22 protein-coding genes are annotated in these 23,002 nt (G+C 38.0%); 12 read left to right on the top strand and 10 right to left on the bottom strand.

All coding sequences use genetic code 11. The annotated features are described in order from the left end of the window. Position 1 precedes the first annotated feature (1 nt). The gene (locus ACST15_RS08290; protein WP_459454188.1) at positions 2 to 1,804 is read right to left on the bottom strand and encodes a family 16 glycoside hydrolase; all 1,803 of its coding nucleotides are present in this window, start codon (positions 1,802 to 1,804) and stop codon (positions 2 to 4) included. Between the two features lie 157 nt (positions 1,805 to 1,961). Here ACST15_RS08290 and ACST15_RS08285 point away from each other — a divergent pair, with 157 nt between their 5' ends. The 8 genes from ACST15_RS08285 (at position 1,962) to tnpA (ending at position 8,750) form a co-directional block, all read left to right on the top strand. Beyond that, complete coding sequence (locus tag ACST15_RS08285) at positions 1,962 to 3,014, top strand: sensor histidine kinase (RefSeq protein ID WP_459454187.1); 1,053 nt, start codon at positions 1,962 to 1,964, stop codon at positions 3,012 to 3,014. 2 nt (positions 3,015 to 3,016) lie between these two features. After that, a complete protein-coding gene (locus ACST15_RS08280) occupies positions 3,017 to 3,784 on the top strand; it encodes a LytR/AlgR family response regulator transcription factor (protein WP_459454186.1) in 768 nt (255 codons plus the stop codon). A gap of 88 nt (positions 3,785 to 3,872) precedes the next feature. Continuing rightward, on the top strand, positions 3,873 to 5,372 hold the full coding sequence (locus ACST15_RS08275) for a lipopolysaccharide biosynthesis protein (protein WP_459454185.1): 1,500 nt from the start codon (positions 3,873 to 3,875) through the stop codon (positions 5,370 to 5,372). A 16-nt stretch (positions 5,373 to 5,388) separates the two neighbouring features. Continuing rightward, positions 5,389 to 5,718, top strand: a complete 330-nt coding sequence (locus tag ACST15_RS08270) for a hypothetical protein (protein ID WP_459454184.1) — start codon at positions 5,389 to 5,391, stop codon at positions 5,716 to 5,718. Further along, positions 5,715 to 6,005 (top strand): cell division protein ZapA, encoded by a 291-nt coding sequence (locus tag ACST15_RS08265; RefSeq protein WP_459454183.1) that lies wholly within the window; start codon positions 5,715 to 5,717, stop codon positions 6,003 to 6,005. Before ACST15_RS08270 ends, ACST15_RS08265 begins: the two co-directional genes overlap by 4 nt. Positions 6,006 to 6,062: 57 nt before the next feature. Next, positions 6,063 to 7,640 carry a ribonuclease Y gene (rny, locus tag ACST15_RS08260; RefSeq protein ID WP_459454182.1) on the top strand — a complete coding sequence of 526 codons (1,578 nt, stop codon included), beginning with the start codon at positions 6,063 to 6,065 and terminating at the stop codon, positions 7,638 to 7,640. Between the two features lie 136 nt (positions 7,641 to 7,776). Continuing rightward, positions 7,777 to 8,214: a GNAT family N-acetyltransferase gene (locus ACST15_RS08255; protein WP_459454181.1), complete on the top strand. Its 438-nt coding sequence runs from the start codon at positions 7,777 to 7,779 to the stop codon at positions 8,212 to 8,214. A gap of 89 nt (positions 8,215 to 8,303) precedes the next feature. After that, positions 8,304 to 8,750, top strand: coding sequence for an IS200/IS605 family transposase (gene tnpA, locus ACST15_RS08250; RefSeq protein WP_459454180.1), 447 nt, complete (start codon positions 8,304 to 8,306; stop codon positions 8,748 to 8,750). Positions 8,751 to 9,567: 817 nt separating this feature from the next. Here tnpA and bioB read toward each other — a convergent pair. The 3 genes from bioB to ACST15_RS08235 form a co-directional block, all read right to left on the bottom strand. Next, the gene (gene bioB / locus ACST15_RS08245; protein WP_459454179.1) at positions 9,568 to 10,587 is read right to left on the bottom strand and encodes a biotin synthase BioB; all 1,020 of its coding nucleotides are present in this window, start codon (positions 10,585 to 10,587) and stop codon (positions 9,568 to 9,570) included. A 49-nt stretch (positions 10,588 to 10,636) separates the two neighbouring features. Then, entirely contained in the window at positions 10,637 to 12,412 is a 1,776-nt protein-coding gene (gene sppA / locus ACST15_RS08240) for a signal peptide peptidase SppA (protein ID WP_459454178.1), read from the bottom strand. Between the two features lie 96 nt (positions 12,413 to 12,508). Beyond that, positions 12,509 to 13,126 (bottom strand): inorganic pyrophosphatase, encoded by a 618-nt coding sequence (locus tag ACST15_RS08235; RefSeq protein WP_223142879.1) that lies wholly within the window; start codon positions 13,124 to 13,126, stop codon positions 12,509 to 12,511. A 156-nt stretch (positions 13,127 to 13,282) separates the two neighbouring features. Here ACST15_RS08235 and def point away from each other — a divergent pair, with 156 nt between their 5' ends. The 3 genes from def to ACST15_RS08220 all read left to right on the top strand — a co-directional run bounded on the left by def (position 13,283) and on the right by ACST15_RS08220 (position 16,883). After that, a complete protein-coding gene (gene def / locus ACST15_RS08230) occupies positions 13,283 to 13,855 on the top strand; it encodes a peptide deformylase (protein ID WP_459454177.1) in 573 nt (190 codons plus the stop codon). A 6-nt stretch (positions 13,856 to 13,861) separates the two neighbouring features. Then, positions 13,862 to 16,297 carry a phenylalanine--tRNA ligase subunit beta gene (gene pheT / locus ACST15_RS08225; protein ID WP_459454176.1) on the top strand — a complete coding sequence of 812 codons (2,436 nt, stop codon included), beginning with the start codon at positions 13,862 to 13,864 and terminating at the stop codon, positions 16,295 to 16,297. A gap of 178 nt (positions 16,298 to 16,475) precedes the next feature. Beyond that, complete coding sequence (locus ACST15_RS08220) at positions 16,476 to 16,883, top strand: hypothetical protein (RefSeq protein ID WP_459454175.1); 408 nt, start codon at positions 16,476 to 16,478, stop codon at positions 16,881 to 16,883. Positions 16,884 to 16,936: 53 nt separating this feature from the next. On the opposite strand, the gene ffh is transcribed toward ACST15_RS08220, so the two are convergent. Further along, positions 16,937 to 18,271, bottom strand: coding sequence for a signal recognition particle protein (gene ffh, locus ACST15_RS08215; RefSeq protein WP_109322127.1), 1,335 nt, complete (start codon positions 18,269 to 18,271; stop codon positions 16,937 to 16,939). Positions 18,272 to 18,324: 53 nt separating this feature from the next. Next, a complete protein-coding gene (gene purU / locus ACST15_RS08210) occupies positions 18,325 to 19,158 on the bottom strand; it encodes a formyltetrahydrofolate deformylase (RefSeq protein WP_459454174.1) in 834 nt (277 codons plus the stop codon). Positions 19,159 to 19,294: 136 nt separating this feature from the next. Here purU and ACST15_RS08205 point away from each other — a divergent pair, with 136 nt between their 5' ends. Next, on the top strand, positions 19,295 to 20,527 hold the full coding sequence (locus ACST15_RS08205) for an isocitrate dehydrogenase (NADP(+)) (RefSeq protein ID WP_459454173.1): 1,233 nt from the start codon (positions 19,295 to 19,297) through the stop codon (positions 20,525 to 20,527). A 217-nt stretch (positions 20,528 to 20,744) separates the two neighbouring features. On the opposite strand, the gene rplI is transcribed toward ACST15_RS08205, so the two are convergent. The 4 genes from rplI to ACST15_RS08185 form a co-directional block, all read right to left on the bottom strand. Then, positions 20,745 to 21,188, bottom strand: coding sequence for a 50S ribosomal protein L9 (rplI, locus tag ACST15_RS08200; RefSeq protein WP_223142885.1), 444 nt, complete (start codon positions 21,186 to 21,188; stop codon positions 20,745 to 20,747). A gap of 38 nt (positions 21,189 to 21,226) precedes the next feature. Continuing rightward, on the bottom strand, positions 21,227 to 21,478 hold the full coding sequence (gene rpsR, locus ACST15_RS08195; RefSeq protein WP_109322123.1) for a 30S ribosomal protein S18: 252 nt from the start codon (positions 21,476 to 21,478) through the stop codon (positions 21,227 to 21,229). Position 21,479: 1 nt separating this feature from the next. Next, a complete protein-coding gene (rpsF, locus tag ACST15_RS08190) occupies positions 21,480 to 21,842 on the bottom strand; it encodes a 30S ribosomal protein S6 (protein ID WP_459454172.1) in 363 nt (120 codons plus the stop codon). 87 nt (positions 21,843 to 21,929) lie between these two features. After that, positions 21,930 to 22,907, bottom strand: coding sequence for a hypothetical protein (locus tag ACST15_RS08185; protein WP_459454171.1), 978 nt, complete (start codon positions 22,905 to 22,907; stop codon positions 21,930 to 21,932). Between the last annotated feature and the right edge of the window lie 95 nt (positions 22,908 to 23,002).

Raw genomic sequence — 23,002 nt, 5'->3', positions numbered from 1 at the left:
TTTACCAAATCACTTGATATGAAATACTGTTTCCTTGGGCGGGAATTCGAACTTGTTGTTTGCCATTGCTTAAACTTTGGACCGTCTCAGACCCTCCATTCCATTGGACAAAATATTGATTCCCATCCAATGAAATCAAACCCGGTTGAACCTTCACCACGGAGGTACTTGTACCTAGAATTAAATCAAAAGATGGATTTGATCCTTGTTTCGCCTTCCAAGAAAGAGTCCTAGTCCAACCTGTACCATTCGAATTGGGCACCAAATTATCCTCTAAAAGTACATTATCCCATTGGTACATAAAAACAGGTCTACCTTGGTGTATTCGATATCCTTTATACATCCATTGAGCATTATTAACGGAATCGGGTTGCGCTTGTCCACTGATAACCAAAGGAAACTTAGCATCCAAAACTTGATTTAAGCCCAAGGGTTCTGCGGTCTGCGGCTCTCCCCTATTTTCCCACATTTGTGTAGCATTCAAGAATTTACCACGCCAAACTTGCATCAAGCCTCCTTGATTTAAATCATAAGAAAAATGTACTCCAGCAGGATCACCTACATGAATGACATGTGTCTTTTTGACCCCTTGATGAAAGGCAAAGGAACGCTGATAAACAGGTTCCGACTCAGCTTTCACTTCAATTAATCCCACTGCTTCAGGATCCGGTAAAGAAGTTCTAGCATGCAAGGCCACGGTATGTGAACCAATCCTTTTTACAAATAGGCCCAGGGCTCTATTACCCCAAGAAAAATCCTTACTAAAGCTTAATTTAAAAGTATGTTTTCCTGCGCTTAATGCTTTGGATTGACTCACACGGTCAGTATACCAATAATCTCCTTGATTCAATACTTGACCATCCACTTCCAAGCGACCCTTTCCGGTCCAGTTTGTAATAAATTCATAGGTATCTGCCTCAGGAACGTTTAATTCTCCTTCGTAAACCAACAAAAAGTCCTTCTGCACTTTAATGGTCTTACCCGTAATTTCTGTTGCCTTAGCTTTCAACAAAGGAATGGCATTATTGGCTTGAAGATTAGTGAAGGCCCCTTCATAATATGAATAATTCAAATCGCCTAGACTTACAGTAGGCTTTTCGTATGTTTCATAACGTAAGTTTTTGAAGGCAATAGGTCCATGGTCTCCTTGAATGATAATTGGCCCCATGGCTGCTTCCTTTTCAAACAAAGCTCCACGAGTCATACCGGAAACTTCGATGTTTTCCTGAACTAAAATTCCATTAAGAATCACCTTTTTAATTACAGCATTTTTGATCTTTTTTCCAGCGGCATCAAATCTAGGAGCTTGAAAATCTATTTCAATGCTTTGCCATAATCCAGGAGCTTTGCAGGCATTTTGACGAGGGGCATACCCTTCGTAACCTTCATTTCCTTTACCTCTGGCATCATCCCATCTTTCGTAGATTCCTCCACAATCGCCAAACTTCATCCTTTGTTTTTTAGCGAAGGAATCAAAAAGTTGAACTTCATATCGACCTTGTAAATAGATGCCTGAATTAGCCCCCTTCGGAAGCATGAAATCAAGCATTAAACGAATATCTCCGTGATTTAATTTAAATTTTAAATCATCGGAACGCTTGTATTTTCCATTTCTTAAGGTGTTGACTAAGATTCCTTTCCCAGCACTAACTTGAAAGGAGGTGTCTGTGAAATTGGCCTTTACAGCTTGTTCAATGGTCCAATTACTACTGGGTTGATCAAATGCACGAAGGTCATTGAGAGGTATCTCCTGTTGGGCCCATGATACACAAGGCATTAACAGAAGGAGGAAAAGTTTTTTCATTTTTTTAAATGTAGGTTTGGGTAATCGTTGGTTTAAATTTCATTTCTACCGAAAAATCAATTGGCTACTTCATCGGCACAATTGGGAATATGGTAGAAAATTTATGAGAAATATAAGAATTATTAAGTTAATTTGAGTTCGATGTACCCTAAAAACGATGCCAAATAAAATTTTTAGATTCAAACCCATTTTACTTCATGTCATATTCTGGGCATGTTTCTTAGCCTTACCCTATTGGATGCGGCCAAGTCCTAACACAACTGATCCTCAGGCATTACAACGTTATAATTCTTGGACTACTTTCTTTATTGCCTTCGCTTTCAGTAATATTCCTTTCTTCTATTTAAATACGGAAATACTTATACCCAAGATTTTAAAGAAAAAAGGGATCATTCTATATTTGATAATATTGTCGATTGCTATCCCTGGAATGATTTGGTTGTATTATCAATTGCAAGAATTGATTATTATTACAGAACATGTCAAGGGGCGTGGGAGTGGGTTTAGAAGAGGGCCTTTTATGGGTACCATTTTCCAATTATTATTTATTGTAGCTATTGGCGTATCTTATCGTTTCTTATCAGATAATTTAAAAGAGAAGGAAATTCAAAAAGAGGAGGAAAACGAGCGATTGAAATCAGAATTATCTTTTTTAAGGTCGCAAATTAGCCCCCATTTCATGTTCAATGTCTTGAACAGCATTGTTTCCTTGTCTAGAAGAAAGCCAGAAATGGTGGAATCGGTGGTCATCAAATTATCTGAATTAATGCGCTACATGATTTATGAAACGACGGATGCGAAAGTAGCGATTAGTAAAGAAATGGTGTATTTAGAAAACTACATTGAATTACAAAAAATCCGTTTTGGGAATGATATCGAGATTACATTCAACCATAAATTAGCAGATACCCCTAATTCCATTGAACCTATGTTATTGATTCCATTTGTAGAAAATGCTTTCAAACATGGGGTAGGTATGGTGATGAATCCTATCATTGAAATCACCTTGTTGGATGACAATGAAAAATTATACTTTGGAGTTAAAAATAAAGTAAGTTCACAAAAGAGTGAGAAAAAAGATGATAGCTCGGGTATTGGATTGACCAATGTAAAGCGTAGATTAGAATTACTTTATCCCGATAAGCATCAATTGAAGATTAGCGAAGAGGGTGAATACTACCAGATTGAACTAGAAATACAACACATGTAATTATGTCAGAAGAGGTCTCAAACGAAAAATTTACAGAAGTTTCTTCCACCATTTTACGTTGTATTGCGGTGGACGATGAGAGTTTGGCTTTAGATTTATTGGAAGATAATATTGCCAAAATACCTTTTCTGAAATTAGAAGCCCGTTGTCGGAATGCCTTTGAGGCCATGGAGTTTTTACAAAAAACACCGGTAGATTTAATTTTCTTAGACATTCAAATGCCTGGTTTAACGGGAGTTCAATTCCTAGAAGGGCTGACTCAAAAACCCATGGTCATTTTTGTAACCGCTTATCAGCAGTATGCGATAGAGGGTTTTAACTTGGATGTGGTGGATTATGTGTTAAAACCTATCTCTTTTGAGCGCTTCCTGAAGGCCACCAATAAGGCCCTAGATTTCTACAAAAGTAAAAAATCGATTGGTCTGCAAGTTGCAGACACCAATAAATTGGAATACATCTTTATACATGCTGATTACTCTTTGATGAAAATCATGTTGGATGATATTTTATACATAGAAGGATTAAAGGACTATATCAAAATTCATTTAAAGACGCAGAAATTCCCGGTGGTTTGTCGGATGACAATGAAGTCCATAGAGGAAAAACTGCCTTCTTCAGATTTTCTTCGAATTCATAAATCTTTCATTGTTTCATTGAAAAAGGTAGAGTCTATCCGCAATCAAAAAATCAAGATTGGGGAAAATCATATTCCATTGAGTGAAAATTATGCCGAGCATTTCTATCAAACAATTGGATATCAAAAACAATAATAAAAGGTCTTGACCCTACTTAAATCTATTCAAGCACCCTTCATTCCTGATTAAAAAATGTAACTTTGGTTTTTGGTAACATCAACCTATGTCCATACTCAAAAAATTAGCAGGCGAGACCCTTTCCTACGGATTCAGTACCATCTTAGGTCGTTCGCTCAATTTTTTACTGGTATTTGTACATACATGGGCATTTTTACCTGCTGAATTAGGCATCAATGTCAAGCTGTATGGATATATGGCCATCGCCAACATTGTCTACATGTACGGCATGGAAACCGCTTATTTCCGCTTTGCGAAAGAGGCTCCTCAGAAATATTACAACCTGATTTTATCGGCTATCATCATCACCTCAGGCTTGTTTACCCTTATTTTATTTCTATTTTCTGAGCCATTAATGGCACAGCTAGGTTATGCAGGGAAAGGTATTTTTCTCAAATGGCTGGCTCTCATTTTGGCCATTGACGCAATAACGGCCATCCCCTTTGCAAGATTAAGGTTGGAACAAAAGATTAAGAAATTCGTACTAGCCAAAATCATATCTATTTTAATCAATGTAGGTTTAAACTTATTTTTCTTAGTCGGTTTAAAACCTTTACATGATGGCATTTGGGGAGGTACTTGGCCACATTTTTTACGAGATTTATATGACCCTTCCATTGGAGCAGGATATATTTTTATGGCCAATTTAATTGCCAATGCAAGTTTATTTTATTGGTTAGGTACAGAATTCAAATCATATCGTTGGGAATGGGATTGGAAAGAATTTAAATCGCTTTGGATTTACTCCTATCCGATCATGTTCATGAGTTTAGCCGCTATGTTCAATGTGATGTTTGACAGGTTATTATTGGAGGAATATCTGCCTGAAGATTTTTATCCAGGTCAAAGTTCCCAGGATGCCTTGGGAATTTATGGCAATTGCTATAAGCTTTCGGTATTCATGAGCTTAGCGATTCAAGCATTCAAATATTCTGCAGAACCCTTTTTTCTTGGAAAGAAAAACAATGCGAACAACAAAGAAAATTTAGCCTTGGTGACGCATTGGTTTGTGATCGTTTGCACCATTTTATGGGTAGGTGTTTCTTCCAATTTATTTTGGATTCAAAAGTTATTTCTTAAAAAAGCCATTTATTGGGAAGGTATAGATGTTGTCCCTATTTTATTGCTGGCGAATTTATTTTTGGGTATCTATTACACGCAATCCGTATGGTTCAAACAAACGAATAAGACCTATATGGGAACCATTATTACCTTGGTTGGATTAGCGGTTACCATCTTGGGGAATATCTATTGGATACCTAGCTATGGATATATGGCCTGTGCCTATTCGTTTCTATTGTCTAGTATCACCATGACCCTGTTATGCTATGCGGGAGGACAATACTATGATCCAGCACCCTATCGTTGGAAGGGGGCATTGGTCTATTTAAGCTTGGGAGCCCTAGCCATCTATTCAGGTTCATACCTAAGTCAGATTCCACTACCTAAGTTCTTTACCCAAAATACTGGATTATTTGTACTTTTAGTTTTTCTATGTGTGAAAGAGTTCCAGTGGAGAGGCTTGAAACCTAGACTAAGAAATTGATAATTTTCTTCCGTTCATGAAGCAGGACATTAAAATGCAATACTTGAGCCTCCGACTAAAAATCAGTCAGATGGTTACTCGTTTGCAGGAAAATGAAGGAACGATTCGTGAATTGGCTCAACAATTACGCTTGGTACAAGATAAGCTAGATATCAAAACTGAGGAGCTTAATCGGTCGCAGAGGCGTTTAAAAGAATTGGAGAAAAACTTTAAAAAATCAGATAAAATTGTTAAAATTGTAGTTAATACAGATAACACAGCGGTGCCGACTGCTGAACTGAAGGAAAAGTTAGACGAATATATCGTAAAAATAGATCAGTGTATTGAGCAATTGCGTCAACCATGAGCCAAAACCTACCATGTAATCTAATTTTGGGCATTCAAACCATCGCAATGAAGGTTGATCCACAAGAAGAGGCCTGCGTAAGGAATGCCGCCAATTTGGTGAACAGATTAGTCAAATACTATGAACAACAGACAAATAGTTCAGATCCAAGTGCCGTAATGGCTTTGGTAGCCTTGGATTTAGCCATGTGTGGCATAAAATTTGATGAACAGCATCGTTCATTAGAGTCCAACATACTGAATGAAAACAAGCAATTGTTAGAATTGACTGAAATTTACGCCTTATAATCCCCTTTTTCTTGATTCAGTAAGTACGGAACCAAAGTACATAAACCCATAGGTTCCATGATAATAGAAATAGTTATAGCCATCGTTTTTTTAGCGGGTGGTGTATTTACTGGAAAAGTATTCTTTTCTAAGGTGAATAAAAACATAGAGGACGATGCCAAAAGAAAGGCGGAGGACATCCTCAAAAATGCAGAAATCTCTGCCGAAAATCTTAAGAAAGACCGTATGTTAGAAGCAAAGGAAAATTTCCTTCGCTTGAGAGCTGAATTTGAGGAAGAGACTCAAAACAAAAAGGGTATTTTGCTAGAAAATGAGCAAAAATTACGGGAGAAGGAGCGTCAATTGGCTCAACAACAAGAGCAACAAAGACAGGCTGATCAAGACTTACAATCTCAAAAGCAAAGTTTACAATCCAAAGAGGAAAATTACCGCAAGAAATTAGAGGACGTTGAGAAAAAGCGATTAGATGCTGAGGCAATGTTGGCTAATCAAATTAGTCAATTGGAAAAAATTGCGGGTTTATCAGCTGATGAGGCGCGCCAACAAATCATGGATGCATTAAAAGCAGAAGCAGAAAGTAAGGCAAGTTCATTGGTAAAACAAGCTATTGAAGAGGCTAAATTAACAGCTACCAAAGAGGCTAAAAAAGTCGTTATCGAAACCATTCAACGTACAGCAGCTGAAAATGCGATTGAAAACTGCGTATCAGTTTTCAACATTGAATCGGATGATGTTAAAGGAAAAATCATTGGAAGGGAAGGTAGAAATATTCGTGCCTTAGAGGCCGCTACTGGAGTTGAGTTTATTGTTGATGATACACCTGAAGCCATTATCATCTCAGGCTTCGATCCAGTTCGTAGAGAGATTGCCCGATTGTCGCTTCACCGCTTAGTTCAAGATGGTCGTATCCATCCGGCTCGTATCGAAGAGGTTGTCAATAAGACGAAGAAGAATATTGAAGATGAAATCATTGAGATTGGAGAAAAAACAGTGATTGATTTGGGTATTCATGGATTGCATCCAGAATTAATTAAAATGATTGGCCGAATGAGGTTCAGATCTTCTTATGGTCAAAACCTATTGCAACACTCCCGTGAAGTGGCCAAGTTATGCGCTACCATGGCGGCTGAATTAGGATTAAATGCTAAGTTGGCCAAGCGAGCTGGTTTATTGCATGATATTGGAAAGGTTTGGCATGAAGAGCCTGAATTACCTCACGCATTATTAGGTATGGAATTGGCTCAAAAATACAAGGAGCATCCTGAGGTTTGTAATGCTATTGGCGCTCACCACGATGAAATTGAAATGACATCAATGATATCACCCATCATTCAAGTATGTGATGCGATATCAGGTTCAAGACCTGGGGCCCGTCGTGAAATGATGGAGTCATATATGAAGCGGTTACGTGATTTAGAAGCATTAGCGACCTCCTTTGATGGAGTACAGAAGTGCTATGCTATTCAAGCTGGCCGCGAGCTAAGAATCATGGTTGATTCGGAAAACGTGAGTGATGAGAAGGCTTCTAATCTATCCTTTGATATTTCTCAAAAAATTGAGAAGGAAATGCAATATCCTGGTCAAATCAAGGTGACAGTTATTCGAGAAATGCGAGCTGTCAATTTTGCTAAATAATCTAGTAGTAGATTATTGAACTAAATAATCAATATATTGATTGGTTGATAGGCCAAATTCGGATATTTTCGGTTTAAATTTTCAACGCTGTCAAGGTTTAAAACCTTGACAGCGTTACATTTTTCACCCTATTTTTATGGAAATACGCAGTCCACAAAATCCTGAAGAATGGGAAGCTTATTTTTTGCTTCGATATAAGATTTTGCGTGAACCTTGGAATCAAGCTGCAGGATCTGAGCATCTACCAGATGATCAGGATGCCATTCATGTATTTGCCACAGAAAACAAACAAGTTTTAGGAGTTGCAAGGATGCATGAATCAAGTCCTCTTCAAGGGCAAGTTCGATGTGTGGCAGTGGATAGTTCTCAACAAGGCAAGGGCATTGGTAAGCAAATTATGAAATACCTTGAACATAAGGCTATCGAGAATCATTGGAAGGAAATTATTCTTGAGGCTCGAGAAAACGCTGTCCCATTTTATCAAAGTATAGGTTATCAAATAGTAAAAGAATCCTATCTCCTTTTTGAAGAAATACAACATTATACTATGTCGAAAGTTTTGCTAGAAGATTAATTTCTAAGCAATTATTTGATTCATGGAATTTATCAAATAGTAGATTGTGAACTTTTTTTGTATTCATGATATTGCGCTGATAAAATTTCATGAAGATGCCGGGGTCTTTGGTAAAAATTTATGTACATGCGGTATGGGCTACAAAAAACAGGGAGCCGCTTATCTTTCCTGACTTGAAAGATGCCCTATTGAAGCATATTCATTTGGAGTTGGAAAAGATGAATTGTCAACCCATCATCACCAATTCCATGCCTGATCACATTCATTGTTTATTTTCTATTTGCTCAACTAAATCCATTTCATCCATTATCAAACAGATAAAAGGAAGTAGTTCTAGGTACATTAATTTAGAATATTACTTACAAGCAAAACTTGAATGGCAGGCAGGATATGCTGCATTTTCAGTTTCAAAATGGGGTTTGAAAAAGGTTTATGATTATATTAAAAATCAGCATATACATCATAGATTGAAATCTCCCCAACAAGATGAAATGGATATAGTCATGGATGCAGTCATGGATGCAGCCATGGATTAAAATCCATGGCTAGGAAATGAATATTGATTAATACAAACCCAGCTGGAGAGATCTTTGATGCCATGGATTGAAATCTTCCCAACGAAATGAATTCGATCGAGTCATGGATGCAGCTATGGATGCTGCCATGGACGTAGCCATGGATTAAAATCCATGGCTAGGTAATGAAAATTGATTAATACAAAACCAGATAGAGAGATCTTTGATGCCATGGTTTGAAATCTCTCCAACAAGATGATTTGGATAGAGTACTGGCTGCAGCCATGGATGTAGCCATGGATGTAGCCATGGATTTAAATCCATGGCTAGGAAATGAAAATTGATTAATACAAACCCAGCTAGAGACATCTTTGATGCCATGGATTGAAATCTCCCCAACAAAATGAATTCGATCGAGTCATGGATGTAGCCATGGATTAAAATCCATGGCTGGGAAATGAAAATTGATTAATACAAACCCAGATAGAGACATCTTTGATGCCATGGATTGAAATCTCCCCAACAAAATGAATTCGATCGAGTCATGGATGCAGCCATGGATGTAGCCATGGATTTAAATCCATGGCTAGGTAATGAAAATTGATTAATACAAACCCAACTAGAGAGATCTTTAATGCCATAGATTGAAATCTCCCCAACAAAATGAAATGGATAGAGTCATGGATGCAGCCATGGATTTAAATCCATGGCTAGGTAATGAAAATTGATTAATACAAACTCAGCTAGAGAGATCTTTGATGCCATGGATTAAAATCCATGGCTATAAAATAAAAAAGGCCGGGATTAAAATCCCGGCCCTACACAAATTACCTTAATCTTAATGAGAATGTTCTAATCCCTGTGCACTAGGGATTTGATTAAACTCTATTCCTTGTTTCTTCGCATCTTTGAAGGCCTCCTTCGGCTTAATATTTAAAATCTGAAACAATTCAGCATCAGATTTAGCATCCGGATTAGGTGTTGTCAATAATACATCGCCAGAAAAAATCGAATTAGCCCCTGCCATAAAACAGAATGCTTGTCCTTCATAATTCAATTCCAATCTTCCCGCAGATAGACGAACTGCCGATTTAGGCATCATAATCCTAGCCGTAGCAATCACTCGCACCAATTCCCAAACGGAAGCTGTCTTTTGATTTTCGAATGGTGTTCCTTCCACGGGCACCAAATTATTCACAGGAACAGATTCTGGATGCTCTGGCAAATTTGCTAATGTCAATAGCATACCTATGCGATCATCCACGCTTTCACCCATGCCAATAATACCACCCGAACATACAGAAATTTTTGCCTTACGAACATTGCCTAATGTCTCCAAACGATCGTCATAGGTACGTGTGGAAATAACATCATCATAATATTCTTCACTTGTATCAATATTATGATTATAAGCATACAATCCCGCTTCTTTCAAACGTTCTGCCTGCTGTTCACTCAACATACCTAGGGTACAACAAACCTCCATGCCCAGGGTATTTACCCCCTTCACCATGTCGATAACTTTATCAAAATCTGAATTATCTCTTACCTCTCGCCAAGCAGCGCCCATGCAAAACCGTGAACTTCCATTTTCTTTAGCGCGTAAAGCTGCGGCAATTACCTCATTATAAGACAATAACTTATGGACTTTCACATTGGTATGATATCGTGCCGCTTGAGAACAATAGGAGCAATCCTCTGGACAACCTCCTGTTTTAATGGAAAGTAGCGTACTTATCTGAACTTCATTGGGATCATGAAATTGACGATGAACGGTGGCAGCCTGATAAACCAAGTCTAAAAATGGTTGATTAAAAATGGCCTCCACCTCGGCACGGGTCCAATTATTACGAATCATAAGTCAAATTTTACTCAAAGATACTTTTAAAATCTTTTAACACGAAACTCTATTCCAATTCCATCATGTAAGGCATCATAGCTAAAAAGCCTTCCCTCTTTTTCAATCGATCTAATTCAATAACTGATTTTGCCCAAGGCAAATTCGATTTTGCCCAACGAAGCTCCATGGCCTCGGAAGAGGTGGCTGATTCTAATACTGATTCAAAAAATGATTTAGCCTTAGGGTAAACAGCTACTTTATATTCCCCCTCTTTCAATTTCGACTTTTGCGCAGCTATGGCAATGGCTTTGTCTAAACCGCCTAATTCATCTACCAATCCGATTTTTTTAGCTTGTTCACCCGTCCAGACACGACCACCAGCTAACGATTTCAATTTTTCTATGGACATCTTTCTTCCCGAGGCAGCTTTACTTGTAAAACTTTCATATCCCTCATTAACCATATTTTGAATGATGGATTTTTCAAAATCTGTTAATTGACCTGCTGAATTTAGGAAGTGGGAATGGTCATGGGTATTGACATGGTCTTGAGTAATACCCAACTTATTTTTAAAGAAATTATCCAAATTCAACCATTGTGCAAATATACCAATAGACCCAGTTATGGTTGTTGGTTGTGCCACAATAGCATCAGCTCCCATAGCCATATAATATCCTCCTGATGCAGCATAATTCGACATCGATGCAATGACAGGTTTCACTTTCTTTGCCAATAATATTTCTCTCCACATGATATCTGAGGCCAATGATGAGCCTCCCGGTGAATCTATACGTAAAATAATGGCCTTCACCGAAGTGTTATCTCGCAATTTGCGAAGCTCCTTGACAAAATCATCTGAACCGATCGAACCTTCACCCCCTCGGGTTCCGACAATCTCCCCTTCGGCCACTAAAACCGCTATTTTTTTAGTTCCCTCTACCTCAGGTATTGGGTTCTTGGCATGAAGATATTCTGAAAGTTTAACCATGGTCAACTTCTCTTTTTCTCCAATTTTAACAGCCTTTTTTAAGACCGATTCAAATTGATCCCAATAACTCAATTTCAACATCCCTAATTTCTCTGCCTTATTAGGATTCATGGCTTGTAAACTATCGGCAATTCGATCCAATCGAGGAACTGAAATACCTTTACTTTGAGATATTTTATTGAAAATTACTTGATTGATGGATCGGATAAAAGATAAGCTTTGCTCCTTGCTTTCTGGACTCATATCCTCACGAATAAATGGCTCAACTGCCGACTTATACGTTCCTACCCGAAATACCATCGGTTCGATTTCTAACTTATCAAAAGCCTTTTTATAGAACATATATTGAACTGAAATTCCATTAAAGTCCAATAAACCAGCCGGATTTAGGTATAATTGATTGGAAACAGAAGCTAAATAATAGGCCTTTTCGGAATATGAATTTGAATAAGCATAGACGAACTTTCCAGATTTCTTGAATTTTTCTAAAGCATCACGAATTTCCGAAAGTTGAGCATATCCGGCCATCGGAAAACTGACATCTAAATAAACCCCCTTGATTTTATCATCTACTCGAGCTCTTTCTAAGGCGGAAAGAATTTGAATTAAACCTACTTTTTCTGTACTTGAAAAAAATGGATTAGGGAAATCCGAGAAAGGATTATCCTCATTAGAAGCATTTTCGGCCATAGGTCGATTCAAATCCAATTTTAAAATTGAATTTTCCTTTACTTCATATTCAGAGTCTGAAGAACTCATGGCTGAACCAATACCTACCAATAAAATGATACTAACTAGTAGAAATAAAAACATTCCTACTATGGTCGCCAGGGTGTATTTAACAAATTGCCACATATCTATTTAAATTTATTTGCGAATTTGAAGTCAATAGATAACAATCCATCACAAAATATGTTCAAAGGAAAATTCATACAAACAACGGATAAATGACTATCCGAAGTTTTTACGGTAATCCTCCCTTGATTGACGAATTACTTCATGAGCCACTTCTCTTCCATATACATCATCAATATCTACTGCCAACGAACTTGTCTCACCTGGTAGCATTTTATATGTCCAGAAATAATGTCTTAGTCGCTGGACAATATCCTTAGGTGCATCAGAGATATCTCTCCATTTACCATAAATAGGATCATCTTTCAACACCGCAATAATCTTATCATCTGCCTCACCTTTGTCAATCATACGTATACCTCCGATAGGAATGGCTTGACATAAAATATCTCCATGGGTAATGGCACGCTCAGATAAGACACAAATATCTAATGGATCGCCGTCTCCTTGTAAAATCTCCTTTCCAGAATATTTTCTAGCCAATTCAGCAATTCCTTCTGCACAATATGTTTGAGGTAAAAAGCCATATAAGGCGGGTACTATATTAGAAAACTTTTGAGGACGATCGATCTTCAAATAGCCTGTCTGCTTGTCAATTTCATATTTAACGGTGTCAGTCGGCACAATTTCAATAAAAGCCGTTACCAATTCTGGCATTTGATCACCAATTTGAATTCCATGCCATGGATGCGCCTTAAAGAAGTTTCTATTCATATTATTTTTTCTAGGTTAAATTGCTACTCAGGATTTAATCCCACAAAATTACAAAAAATATGCTGAAATCAGTCCTATTTAGACATTCCAAAGCATAAAGGTTTAGCGGGCTTTCCATTTAATTTAGTTAAATTCGTAGTTTGAATTCCTTTGACCATGATATACCCAATCATACCCTACGGTGACCCTGTTCTTAGAAAGGTAGCTAAAGACATAGAGCCAGACAGTATTGACTTAATCACACTTGCTGATGACATGTTTGAAACCATGTATGCTGCAAGTGGAGTAGGTTTGGCCGCTCCTCAAATTGGTAAGGACATCCGTTTATTTGTGGTGGATGGACGCCCTATGAATGAAGGGGAAGAGGAAGAGGATATTGATACTTCTTTGATAGATTTCAAAAAGGTTTTTGTCAACCCAACGATCATTGATGAAACAGGGGAAGAATGGGGATTTGAAGAAGGCTGCTTATCCATTCCGGGTATAAGAGGTGAAGTATGGCGACCAGAATATGTCAAAATTCACTATTATACCGAGCATTGGGAAGAAAAAGAAGAAGTTTTTGAAGGATTAGCCGCTCGAATCATCCAACATGAATACGACCATATTGAAGGCATTCTTTTCACCGATCATTTGAATGTGGTTAAAAAACGCCTAATCAAAAATAAATTAATGGATATCACCCGCGGAAAAGTTTCTGTGGATTATAAAATGAAATTCCCTAGGTAATCGAATATGAAGATTTCAACAACTTGGCTTAACGATTTTATCGATTTATCACAACTTCCACACCAAGGTAGTCCTGAAGAATTGGATGTTCTTTTAACTAATACAGGGCTGGAGGTAGAAGGCATAGAAGCACATGATCAAATTCCTGGTGGATTGAAAGGTTTTGTGGTGGGTGAAGTGATTAGCTGTGAAAAATTCCAAGTCAAAGAAAAAACCTTGAGTGCCACTATGGTGGACGTAGGACAAGATGAATTACTTCAAATCGTTTGTGGAGCGGCCAATGTAGCCCAAGGTCAAAAAGTAATTGTAGCTACCCCAGGGACTACGTTGTACGACAAAGAGGGTAAACCCGTGTTTACCATTGAAAAAAGAAAAGTTTACGGACAAGTTTCTGAAGGCATGATTTGTGCTGAAGATGAAATAGGTATTGGAGATTCACATGACGGCATATTGGTTTTAGAAACAGATTTGGCGAATGGCACACCAGCTACCACATATTTCAAAATTCAATCGGATTTAGTATTAGAAATTGGTCTTACTCCCAACCGTGCAGATGCCGCTTCTCATTGGGGTGTCGCTCGAGATATTCGTGCGGTGAGTGGTTTAGCCATTCAATTACCTGATGTTTCTGCTTTCCAAGAAGGTCCCAACAACTTTCCTGTACAGGTTAAAATTGAAGATGAGGGCTGTACCCGTTTTTGCGGTATTAGCCTCGATCATGTTCAAGTTGGCCCTTCACCCGAATGGTTGAAGGACCGTTTACAAGCTATTGGCTTACGTCCGATCAATAATATTGTAGATATAACTAATTTCATTTGCCATGGATTGGGTCAACCGATGCATGCCTATGATGCAGAACAAATAAAAGGGCAACAACTAATTGTTAAGACCTTAGCGGCTGGAACTTCCTTTACTACTTTGGACGGAGTAGAACGTAAACTTGACGGAGAAGAAATCATGATTTGTGATGCTGCTGGTCCGATAGGATTAGCCGGAATCATGGGGGGAGCCAATTCGAGCATTCAAGAAAGCACTACGCGTGTATTTTTAGAGGTAGCCCATTTCAAACCGGAGCGTATTCGTAAATCGTCTCAAGTGCATGGCTTAAAAACAGATGCTTCTTTCCGTTTTGAACGAGGAACCGATGTGGAAGCTAAATTATTAGCCTTACAATATGCGACCATCTTAATTCAGGAATTAGCAGGAGGAAAAGTAGCTTCTACTTTATTGGATTATTACCCTAACCAACCTGAATTAGCCAAAATTGAGATGACCTTTGAACGCATTCAATCCATCATGGGAATTGAATTAGCGCCAGCTCGTATTCAAGAAATACTTCAAGCATTAGATTTCACTTTAGTAAATATCAATGCTCAAGGATTCACTGCCATTGCCCCAGCCTATCGAGTAGATGTAACGAGAGAAGCGGATGTGATTGAAGAAATTTTGAGAATACATGGCTTGGATAACATTCCATTGTCAGAACATTTAAGTGCTCATTTCATTTCCGAGTTTCCTGCCTTGGATAAGGAAAAAGTCCAACAAACGGTTTCATATCAATTAGCAGCCAAAGGGTTTCAGGAAATTATCAGTAACTCCTTGACAAAGGCGGAGTTTCATACCTGGATTCAACAGGATCTAAGTTTTGAATCTGTAGAGATTTTGAATAAACTTTCGGAAGATTTAGGCGTTATGCGCCAGCACATGGTATTCCATGGTTTAGAAGCTTTGGCCCATAACATCAACCGTCGTCAGAAGGATTTGAAATTATTTGAATTTGGTAAAACCTATCATAAAAAAGGAGCTAAATACCTAGAAAAACGTCATCTTGCCTTATATTCGACCGGGCTTTGGCAGGGAGAAACGTGGGATCAAACCCCTCAAAAATCGAAATTATATCATTTATTTCAAGTGAGTAAGGCCTTAATGCAACATTTAGGCAATAAGCCATTTGATACCGAAGTCATAGAAGGATCCTCTGTTTTTGCCTATGGTTTGCGTATTTCTGTTCAAAAGAAAACTTGCCTTGAATTAGGCATGATTCACCCAAATTTGGCGGATAAATTTGATGTCAAGCAGGATGTCTTTATAGCGGATTTCGATTGGGATTATTGGGTAAAACAAGAGAAAAGTGATTTTGTCTACCAAGAAATTTCGAAGTTCCCAGAGGTAAGACGTGATTTATCTTTGGTTATCAATAAAGAAGTAAGTTTTCAAGCGATCCAACGGGTAGCGGAGCAAACCGAAAAAAATATCTTGAAGCAAGTGGCTATTTTTGATGTTTATGAAGGCAAAAACTTAGGCGAAGGCAAGAAATCATATTCCATTAGTTTCATCTTGCAAGATGAAAATCAAACCTTGACCGACAAGGTGATTGACTCCACCATGGAGCGATTCATTCAACGTTTTGAGAAAGAATTAGGAGCGATTATTCGGAAGTAATTTCCAATTCAGCTTTAGGCAGATTATAAGTTTATTGATAATAATTTATCAGTAAACTTATAATTTATCCTAGCTTAAAGGCTTGATTTCAAATATTACCTACTTTTATTAGACAATTTTCAAAGGCTTTAAGCTTATTTGATGCTTGTTTATACATATACCAAAACCACTAAATCCCATGAATACAACTTTGTATTTCGATCAAACTCCGATATACTTCACCCTATTTATTCCTTGTAAATTAGAAATTGATGGTGTCCTTTTCCCTTTACAAAATGAAATTCAATTAGGGGAATTATCTAAAAATTATGGACATTTCAGATTAAGGCTTATTTTCTTCGGAATAGTTAAGTCAAAACCCACTATCGTTTCGGCTAATAATAAATTTATTCACTTGAAGATTGCCTTGATTAGACATAAGCTACCCACATTTACATTGGCCATGATGGCTGCCAATTTTCCAATCGTGTATCACTTGAACACTCGGATTATGGCTTATGCATTTTTAATCTTTATACCAATCACATACATGTTGGAAGCCTTGGTGAAATTGGTTGAAATCCGAGAAACAAAACCTAGCCAATAAAACTAAAAAGGGAGCCTAAGCTCCCTTTTTCTATGCTTTTTCTTGAATGAAACTTAGCGCTTCATCATATTCGCCATGTTAGGCATTTTCATCTTGCCATCCTGCACTTTGTTCATCATGCGCATCATTTTACGCATATCTTCAAACTGCTTCAATAAGTTATTAACCTGCTGAATCGAGGTACCCGACCCAACAGCAATACGATTTTTGCGCGAAGGGTTCAATATATCAGGATTTTGACGCTCTTTCAAAGTCATCGATTGAATGATTGCCTCAATTGGCTTGAATGAATCATTCGAAATATCTACATCCTTAACTGCTTGACCCATACCTGGCACCATCCCCATCAAATCCTTGATATTTCCCATTTTTTTGATTTGCTGCAACTGCGCATAAAAATCCTCAAATGAGAAATTATTCTGACGTATCTTCTTATTTAAACGGGCTGCTTCATCTTCATCAAAGGCTTGCTGTGCTCTTTCTACCAATGAAAGGACGTCGCCCATACCCAAAATACGGTTCGCCATACGATCAGGATAAAACTGATCCAAGGCTTCCATCTTCTCTCCTGTAGAAATAAACTTGATCGGTTTTTCAACTACCTGACGGATAGATAAAGCCGCACCACCACGAGAATCACCATCCAATTTAGTCAACACCACCCCATCAAAATCCAAACGATCGTTGAAGGTCTTGGCCGTATTTACCGCATCTTGACCCGTCATGGAATCCACTACGAACAAAATCTCGGTAGGCTTAATGGCAGCTTTCACCGCTGCAATCTCATTCATCATCGCCTCGTCCACCGCCAAACGACCTGCGGTATCGACAATCACGACTTTCTTACCCATTTTACGAGCATATGATAAAGCATTTTCTGCAATGCTTACCGCATTCTTATTTTCTGGTTCAGCATATACCTCTACCCCTACTTGCTCTCCCAACACTTTCAATTGGTCAATCGCAGCAGGACGGTAAATATCACAAGCCACCAATAAAACTTGACGGCCTCCTTTTTTGATGTATTGCGCTAATTTTCCAGAAAAAGTAGTTTTACCAGAACCCTGTAGACCTGCAATTAAAACCACAGAAGGGTCTCCTTTCAAATTGATTTCTTGCTTTTGGCCTCCCATCAATTGAGTCAATTCTTCGTGAACAATCTTCACCAATAATTGACCAGGTTCTACTGAAATCAAAATCTTTTGACCCAAAGCCTGCTCCTTAATTCGATCAGTAATTTCCTTGGCTACTTTATAGTTCACGTCGGCATCCATTAAGGCTCTTCTAATTTCCTTAACCGTTGCCGCTACATTGACATCCGTAATTCGGCCATTCCCCTTTAGGGTACGCATGGCAGAGTTTAACTTCGAACTTAAATTCTCAAACATAATTTTGAATCAATTAAAAAAGGGACTGCAATTTACGCTTTTTCAAGCAAAAATTATTCAAATAAGATGGTCTTGTTTTGATGAATAAAAACCCGATCCTCTAAAACCAAGCGCAAAGCCTTGGCTAATACAATTTTCTCCACATCCTTACCTGCCTTGGACATATCCTTAGCCGAATAGGTATGATTCACAGGTACAATCTCTTGACAAATGATTGGTCCTTCATCTAAATCATCGGTAACAAAATGAGCCGTGGCACCGATGATCTTAACACCCCGATTGAAGGCTTGTTGGTATGGCCTAGCCCCAATAAATGCTGGCAAGAAGGAATGATGGATATTTATGAGACGACCCAGGTATTTTTTGGAAAATTGAGGTGTCAATATTCGCATGTATTTGGCCAGGACAATTAAATCAGGTTGATAGAAATCAATCTGCTGATTAAGTAAATCCTCGTGGGCCTCCCGAGATAAACCATCGGCAGAAATATAATGAAAGGGCACCTGGAACTGCTGACACAGAGGAGCTAGGTCCTCATGGTTAGCAAGGACACCTTCCAATTTAAAATTCAAGTCTTGATATTGGTGCTTAATCAATAATTCACCTAAACAATGATGCTCTTTAGTGACTAAAATTAGAACACGTTTTTGCTTAGGAGGTATAATCTCAACCTCTGATTTTTCTGGAAGTAGGTCAATCAATTGACTTTGTACCAAGGCCAAATCATATGACCCTGTAAAAGATATCCGCATAAAGAAACGATCAGACCCCTCATCCACAAACTCATTGGTTTGAGTCACGTTGACTAATTGTTCCAACAAGATGCCTGTAATTTTATGAACCAAGCCCTTCTCATCCTTACATGCAATTTTAATAATTGTCTCCATGAAAAATTTATTGGTAAATTCTTCAAATTTAGGCGGAAATAATGGAGTAAAAAAGATTTAGTCTTTACCTTTGCAGGATTATCATGACGAGGTCTGGTAATTTTCTAAACGTAACATCATTTACTTGTATTAAACAATGGAAAAAATTAAAGTAGCTAACCCTGTCGTAGAACTGGACGGCGATGAAATGACCCGAATCATTTGGAAATTCATCAAGGATAAATTGATCTTACCTTATTTAGATCTAGATATTAAATACTATGACTTAGGGGTAGAGTATCGTGATGAAACCAATGACCAAGTAACGATTGAGGCTGCTGAGGCAATCAAGAAATATGGTGTAGGTATCAAATGCGCAACCATCACTCCAGATGAGGCTCGTGTAACCGAATTTGATTTGAAACAAATGTGGAAGTCGCCAAACGGCACTATCCGTAATATCCTAGATGGAACCGTATTTAGAGAGCCAATCGTATGTGCCAACGTACCCCGTTTAGTTCCTAACTGGACTGCTCCTATCATGATTGGTCGTCACGCTTTTGGAGACCAATACCGTGCTACGGATTTTGTAACTAAAGGAAAAGGTAAATTAACGGTTACTTTCACTCCAGAAGATGGCGGTGATGCTCAAACTTTTGAGGTATACAACTTTAAAGGTGACGGTGTGGCATTAACGATGTACAATACAGATGAGTCAATCCGTGGTTTTGCTCACTCATGCTTTAACATGGCTTTGAGCAAAGGATGGCCTTTATACTTATCTACTAAAAACACCATCTTAAAGAAATACGATGGCCGTTTCAAAGATATCTTTGAAGAAATCTATCAAGCTGACTACAAGGCGCAATTTGATGCAAAAGGCATTGTTTATGAGCACCGTTTAATTGATGACATGGTAGCTTCTGCCTTGAAATGGAATGGTAATTTTGTTTGGGCTTGTAAAAACTACGATGGAGACGTTCAGTCTGACACCGTAGCTCAAGGTTTTGGTTCATTAGGTTTGATGACTTCCGTATTAATTACTCCAGATGGAAAAGTAATGGAAGCAGAAGCTGCTCACGGAACGGTGACTCGTCACTACCGTGATCACCAAGCTGGAAAGCCTACTTCTACCAACCCAATCGCATCTATCTTTGCTTGGACTCGTGGTTTAGAGTTCCGCGGTAAATTAGATAACAACCAGGCTTTGATTAATTTCTGCCAAACCTTAGAAAAAGTTTGTGTGGAAACCGTGGAGTCAGGAAAAATGACGAAAGATTTAGCAGTATGTATCCATGGAAATAAAGTACAACATGGAGAGCATTACTTATATACTGAAGAATTCTTAACGGCTTTAGATGAAAATTTAAAAGCGGCTTTAGGGAAATAATTCTTTCCTTCAATAAATTAAAATCCCCTTGATTTCTCAAGGGGATTTTTTTTGCTTTAGAAAAAATAAATAAAGCTTTATTCATTCGACTAATAACTTCCCTGTCCAGGTTAAGGTTTTAGGCAAGCCATATTTCAGTATGACACATAGCCTATAAAACAAGAAAGTCGTACCAGAATAGCTCCGATACGACTTCCTATATATTCTGTATTATTCCTTATTCAGAAACAACCGAGAAAGTTACTTTGTGCTTCACTTCTTTGTGTAAATCCAAAGTAGCAGCGTAATCACCAATGGTTTTTACTTCGCTATCGAATGAGATTTTCTTACGATCTACATCGAATCCTTTTTCTTTCAACATTTCAGAGATTTGAAGGCTAGTAACGCGACCAAAGATTTTACCACTGTCGCCAGTTTTAGCAACAATCGTTAAATTCATGTCACCAATAGCAGCAGCTAAATCAGCAGCATCTTGACGAATTTTCTCCACCTTGTGAGCCGCTTGCTTGATATTTTCAGCCAAGACTTTGCGGTTGGACGGTGTTGCCATCATAGCAAAACCTTGTGGAATTAGGTAGTTACGACCGTAACCTGGTTTCACAACCACGACATCGTTCTTGTAGCCTAATCCAGCAATATCCGTTTTTAATATTATTTCCATTTTTGTATAAAATCAAATGTTATTAGGATGTACCTGGTCTATTTTAAACCGTCAGCTACATATGGCATTAAGGCCAAGTGACGAGATCTCTTTACTGCTTGCGCAACTTTACGTTGAAATTTCAACGAAGTACCAGTAATACGACGAGGCAAGATTTTTCCTTGCTCGTTCACTAACTTTAATAAGTAATCTGGATTTTTGAAATCAATGTATTTAATACCCGACTTCTTAAATCGGCAATATTTTTTACGATTACTATTTTTATCTACAGGTTCGTTTACAAGTGTCATCTTATGCTTCTGTTTTTTCTGGTTTTCTACCTACTAAACCTTTTCTCTTTTTCTCATTATACGCAACTGCGTGCTTGTCAAGGGCTAATGTCAAGAAGCGAATAACCTTCTCATCACGCTTGTACTCAAGTTCAAGCTTAGCAATTAATGCTGGTGCCGCTAAAAATTCAAAAATCTGGTAATAACCTGTGTGCTTGTTCTGGATAGGATAAGCTAACTTACGTAAGCCCCATGCATCTTCGTGAACAATTTGTGCACCGTTATCTACCAACACTTTCTTGAATTTTTCAACGGCGTCCTTTGTCTGTTGCTCAGACAAAACGGGAGTTAAAATGAACACCGTCTCATAGTTTTTTAAGTCCATAAAAAATTGTTGTTAGTAAAAAATTAAAATTGGACTGCAAAAGTATCAAAAATACTTCACAATCAAAAACTTGTAAGAAATAATTGCTTATTTAACTTCGAAAGAACCAAGCCCGATTAGGAATCCCTCCGCATATAACTCTATTTCATGCTTTCCTTCTCGATAAGGAACCGATCTGGCGTAAATGAATTCGACCGACTGGTGATTATTTTCATAAAATATTCGCTGCTTGGCTGTATAAGAGAGCTCTTTGGATTTAAATGTAAAAGTTCCAGAGCCCAAAGAATAATCAGACAGGGTATGACCTGTTGGCTCAATAATACGCAAATAAATAGTTTTTACTTCTTTGGATGCCAAAGGGTTTTCTTGAAGGTGAAAGATTACTCGAATCTTATCAATTTTCTTTGACTTTTGAATCCCCACTTCTTTACCACGAGAAGAAATGGCATATACATTAACTCCCTCCGCGCGTAAAGCTGCGGCCACGGATACCTTTTCTACTAATTCTTGATTCCTTACTTCTAAAATCCTGGAGCGCTCATTTAGCTCCCTTTGTTTTAAGCCGAAAGTTTCTGAAGAATCTTTTAAGGCCTTTTGAACATTCGATAAACCATCTTGTAATAATTTTGCTTCTCGGCTCAATGAATCGTTTCTGGCTAATAAGAAGGTGTTTTCTTTTCGTAATTTCTTGATTTCCTGATCTTTCAAGCCCAACAAGCGCAAATAATACGCTAATTTCTGCTTAAAATCGGCTTCATCCATTTGTGGATTTTCCGCAAGTTCCTTTTTATCTCCCAAAATTTGCTCTCGAGCAATTTCCAATTCACTTACTCGGCCACCTAGTTTCTTGATTTGAATCATGCGCAATTGCAATTGCTTGGAGATAGAATCTAGCTGCTCACTAGCATTCTCCGCGAATTTCTCCTCTGTATTTCCCAGAGAAAATAGCTGAATTTGATAACGCTCAAACACCCAAAGCCCGCTCATTATCAGAAGAAGCAAAGAAAGCACTCCAATAATCCGCTGCTGACTTTTCTCTTTGGAACTCATAGTATCTGACTCCATGTTCAAATTTTTCTGGTAGAAGCTGATGCATATCAAACTCCTAGAATCAAAAATAATAAATTAATTTTACTTTTATTTTTTTCTTCTTTCAATCT

It is taken from the genome of Aquirufa sp. Wall-65K1, assembly GCF_054558475.1.
This window is presented reverse-complemented; position numbering and strand designations above follow the sequence as displayed.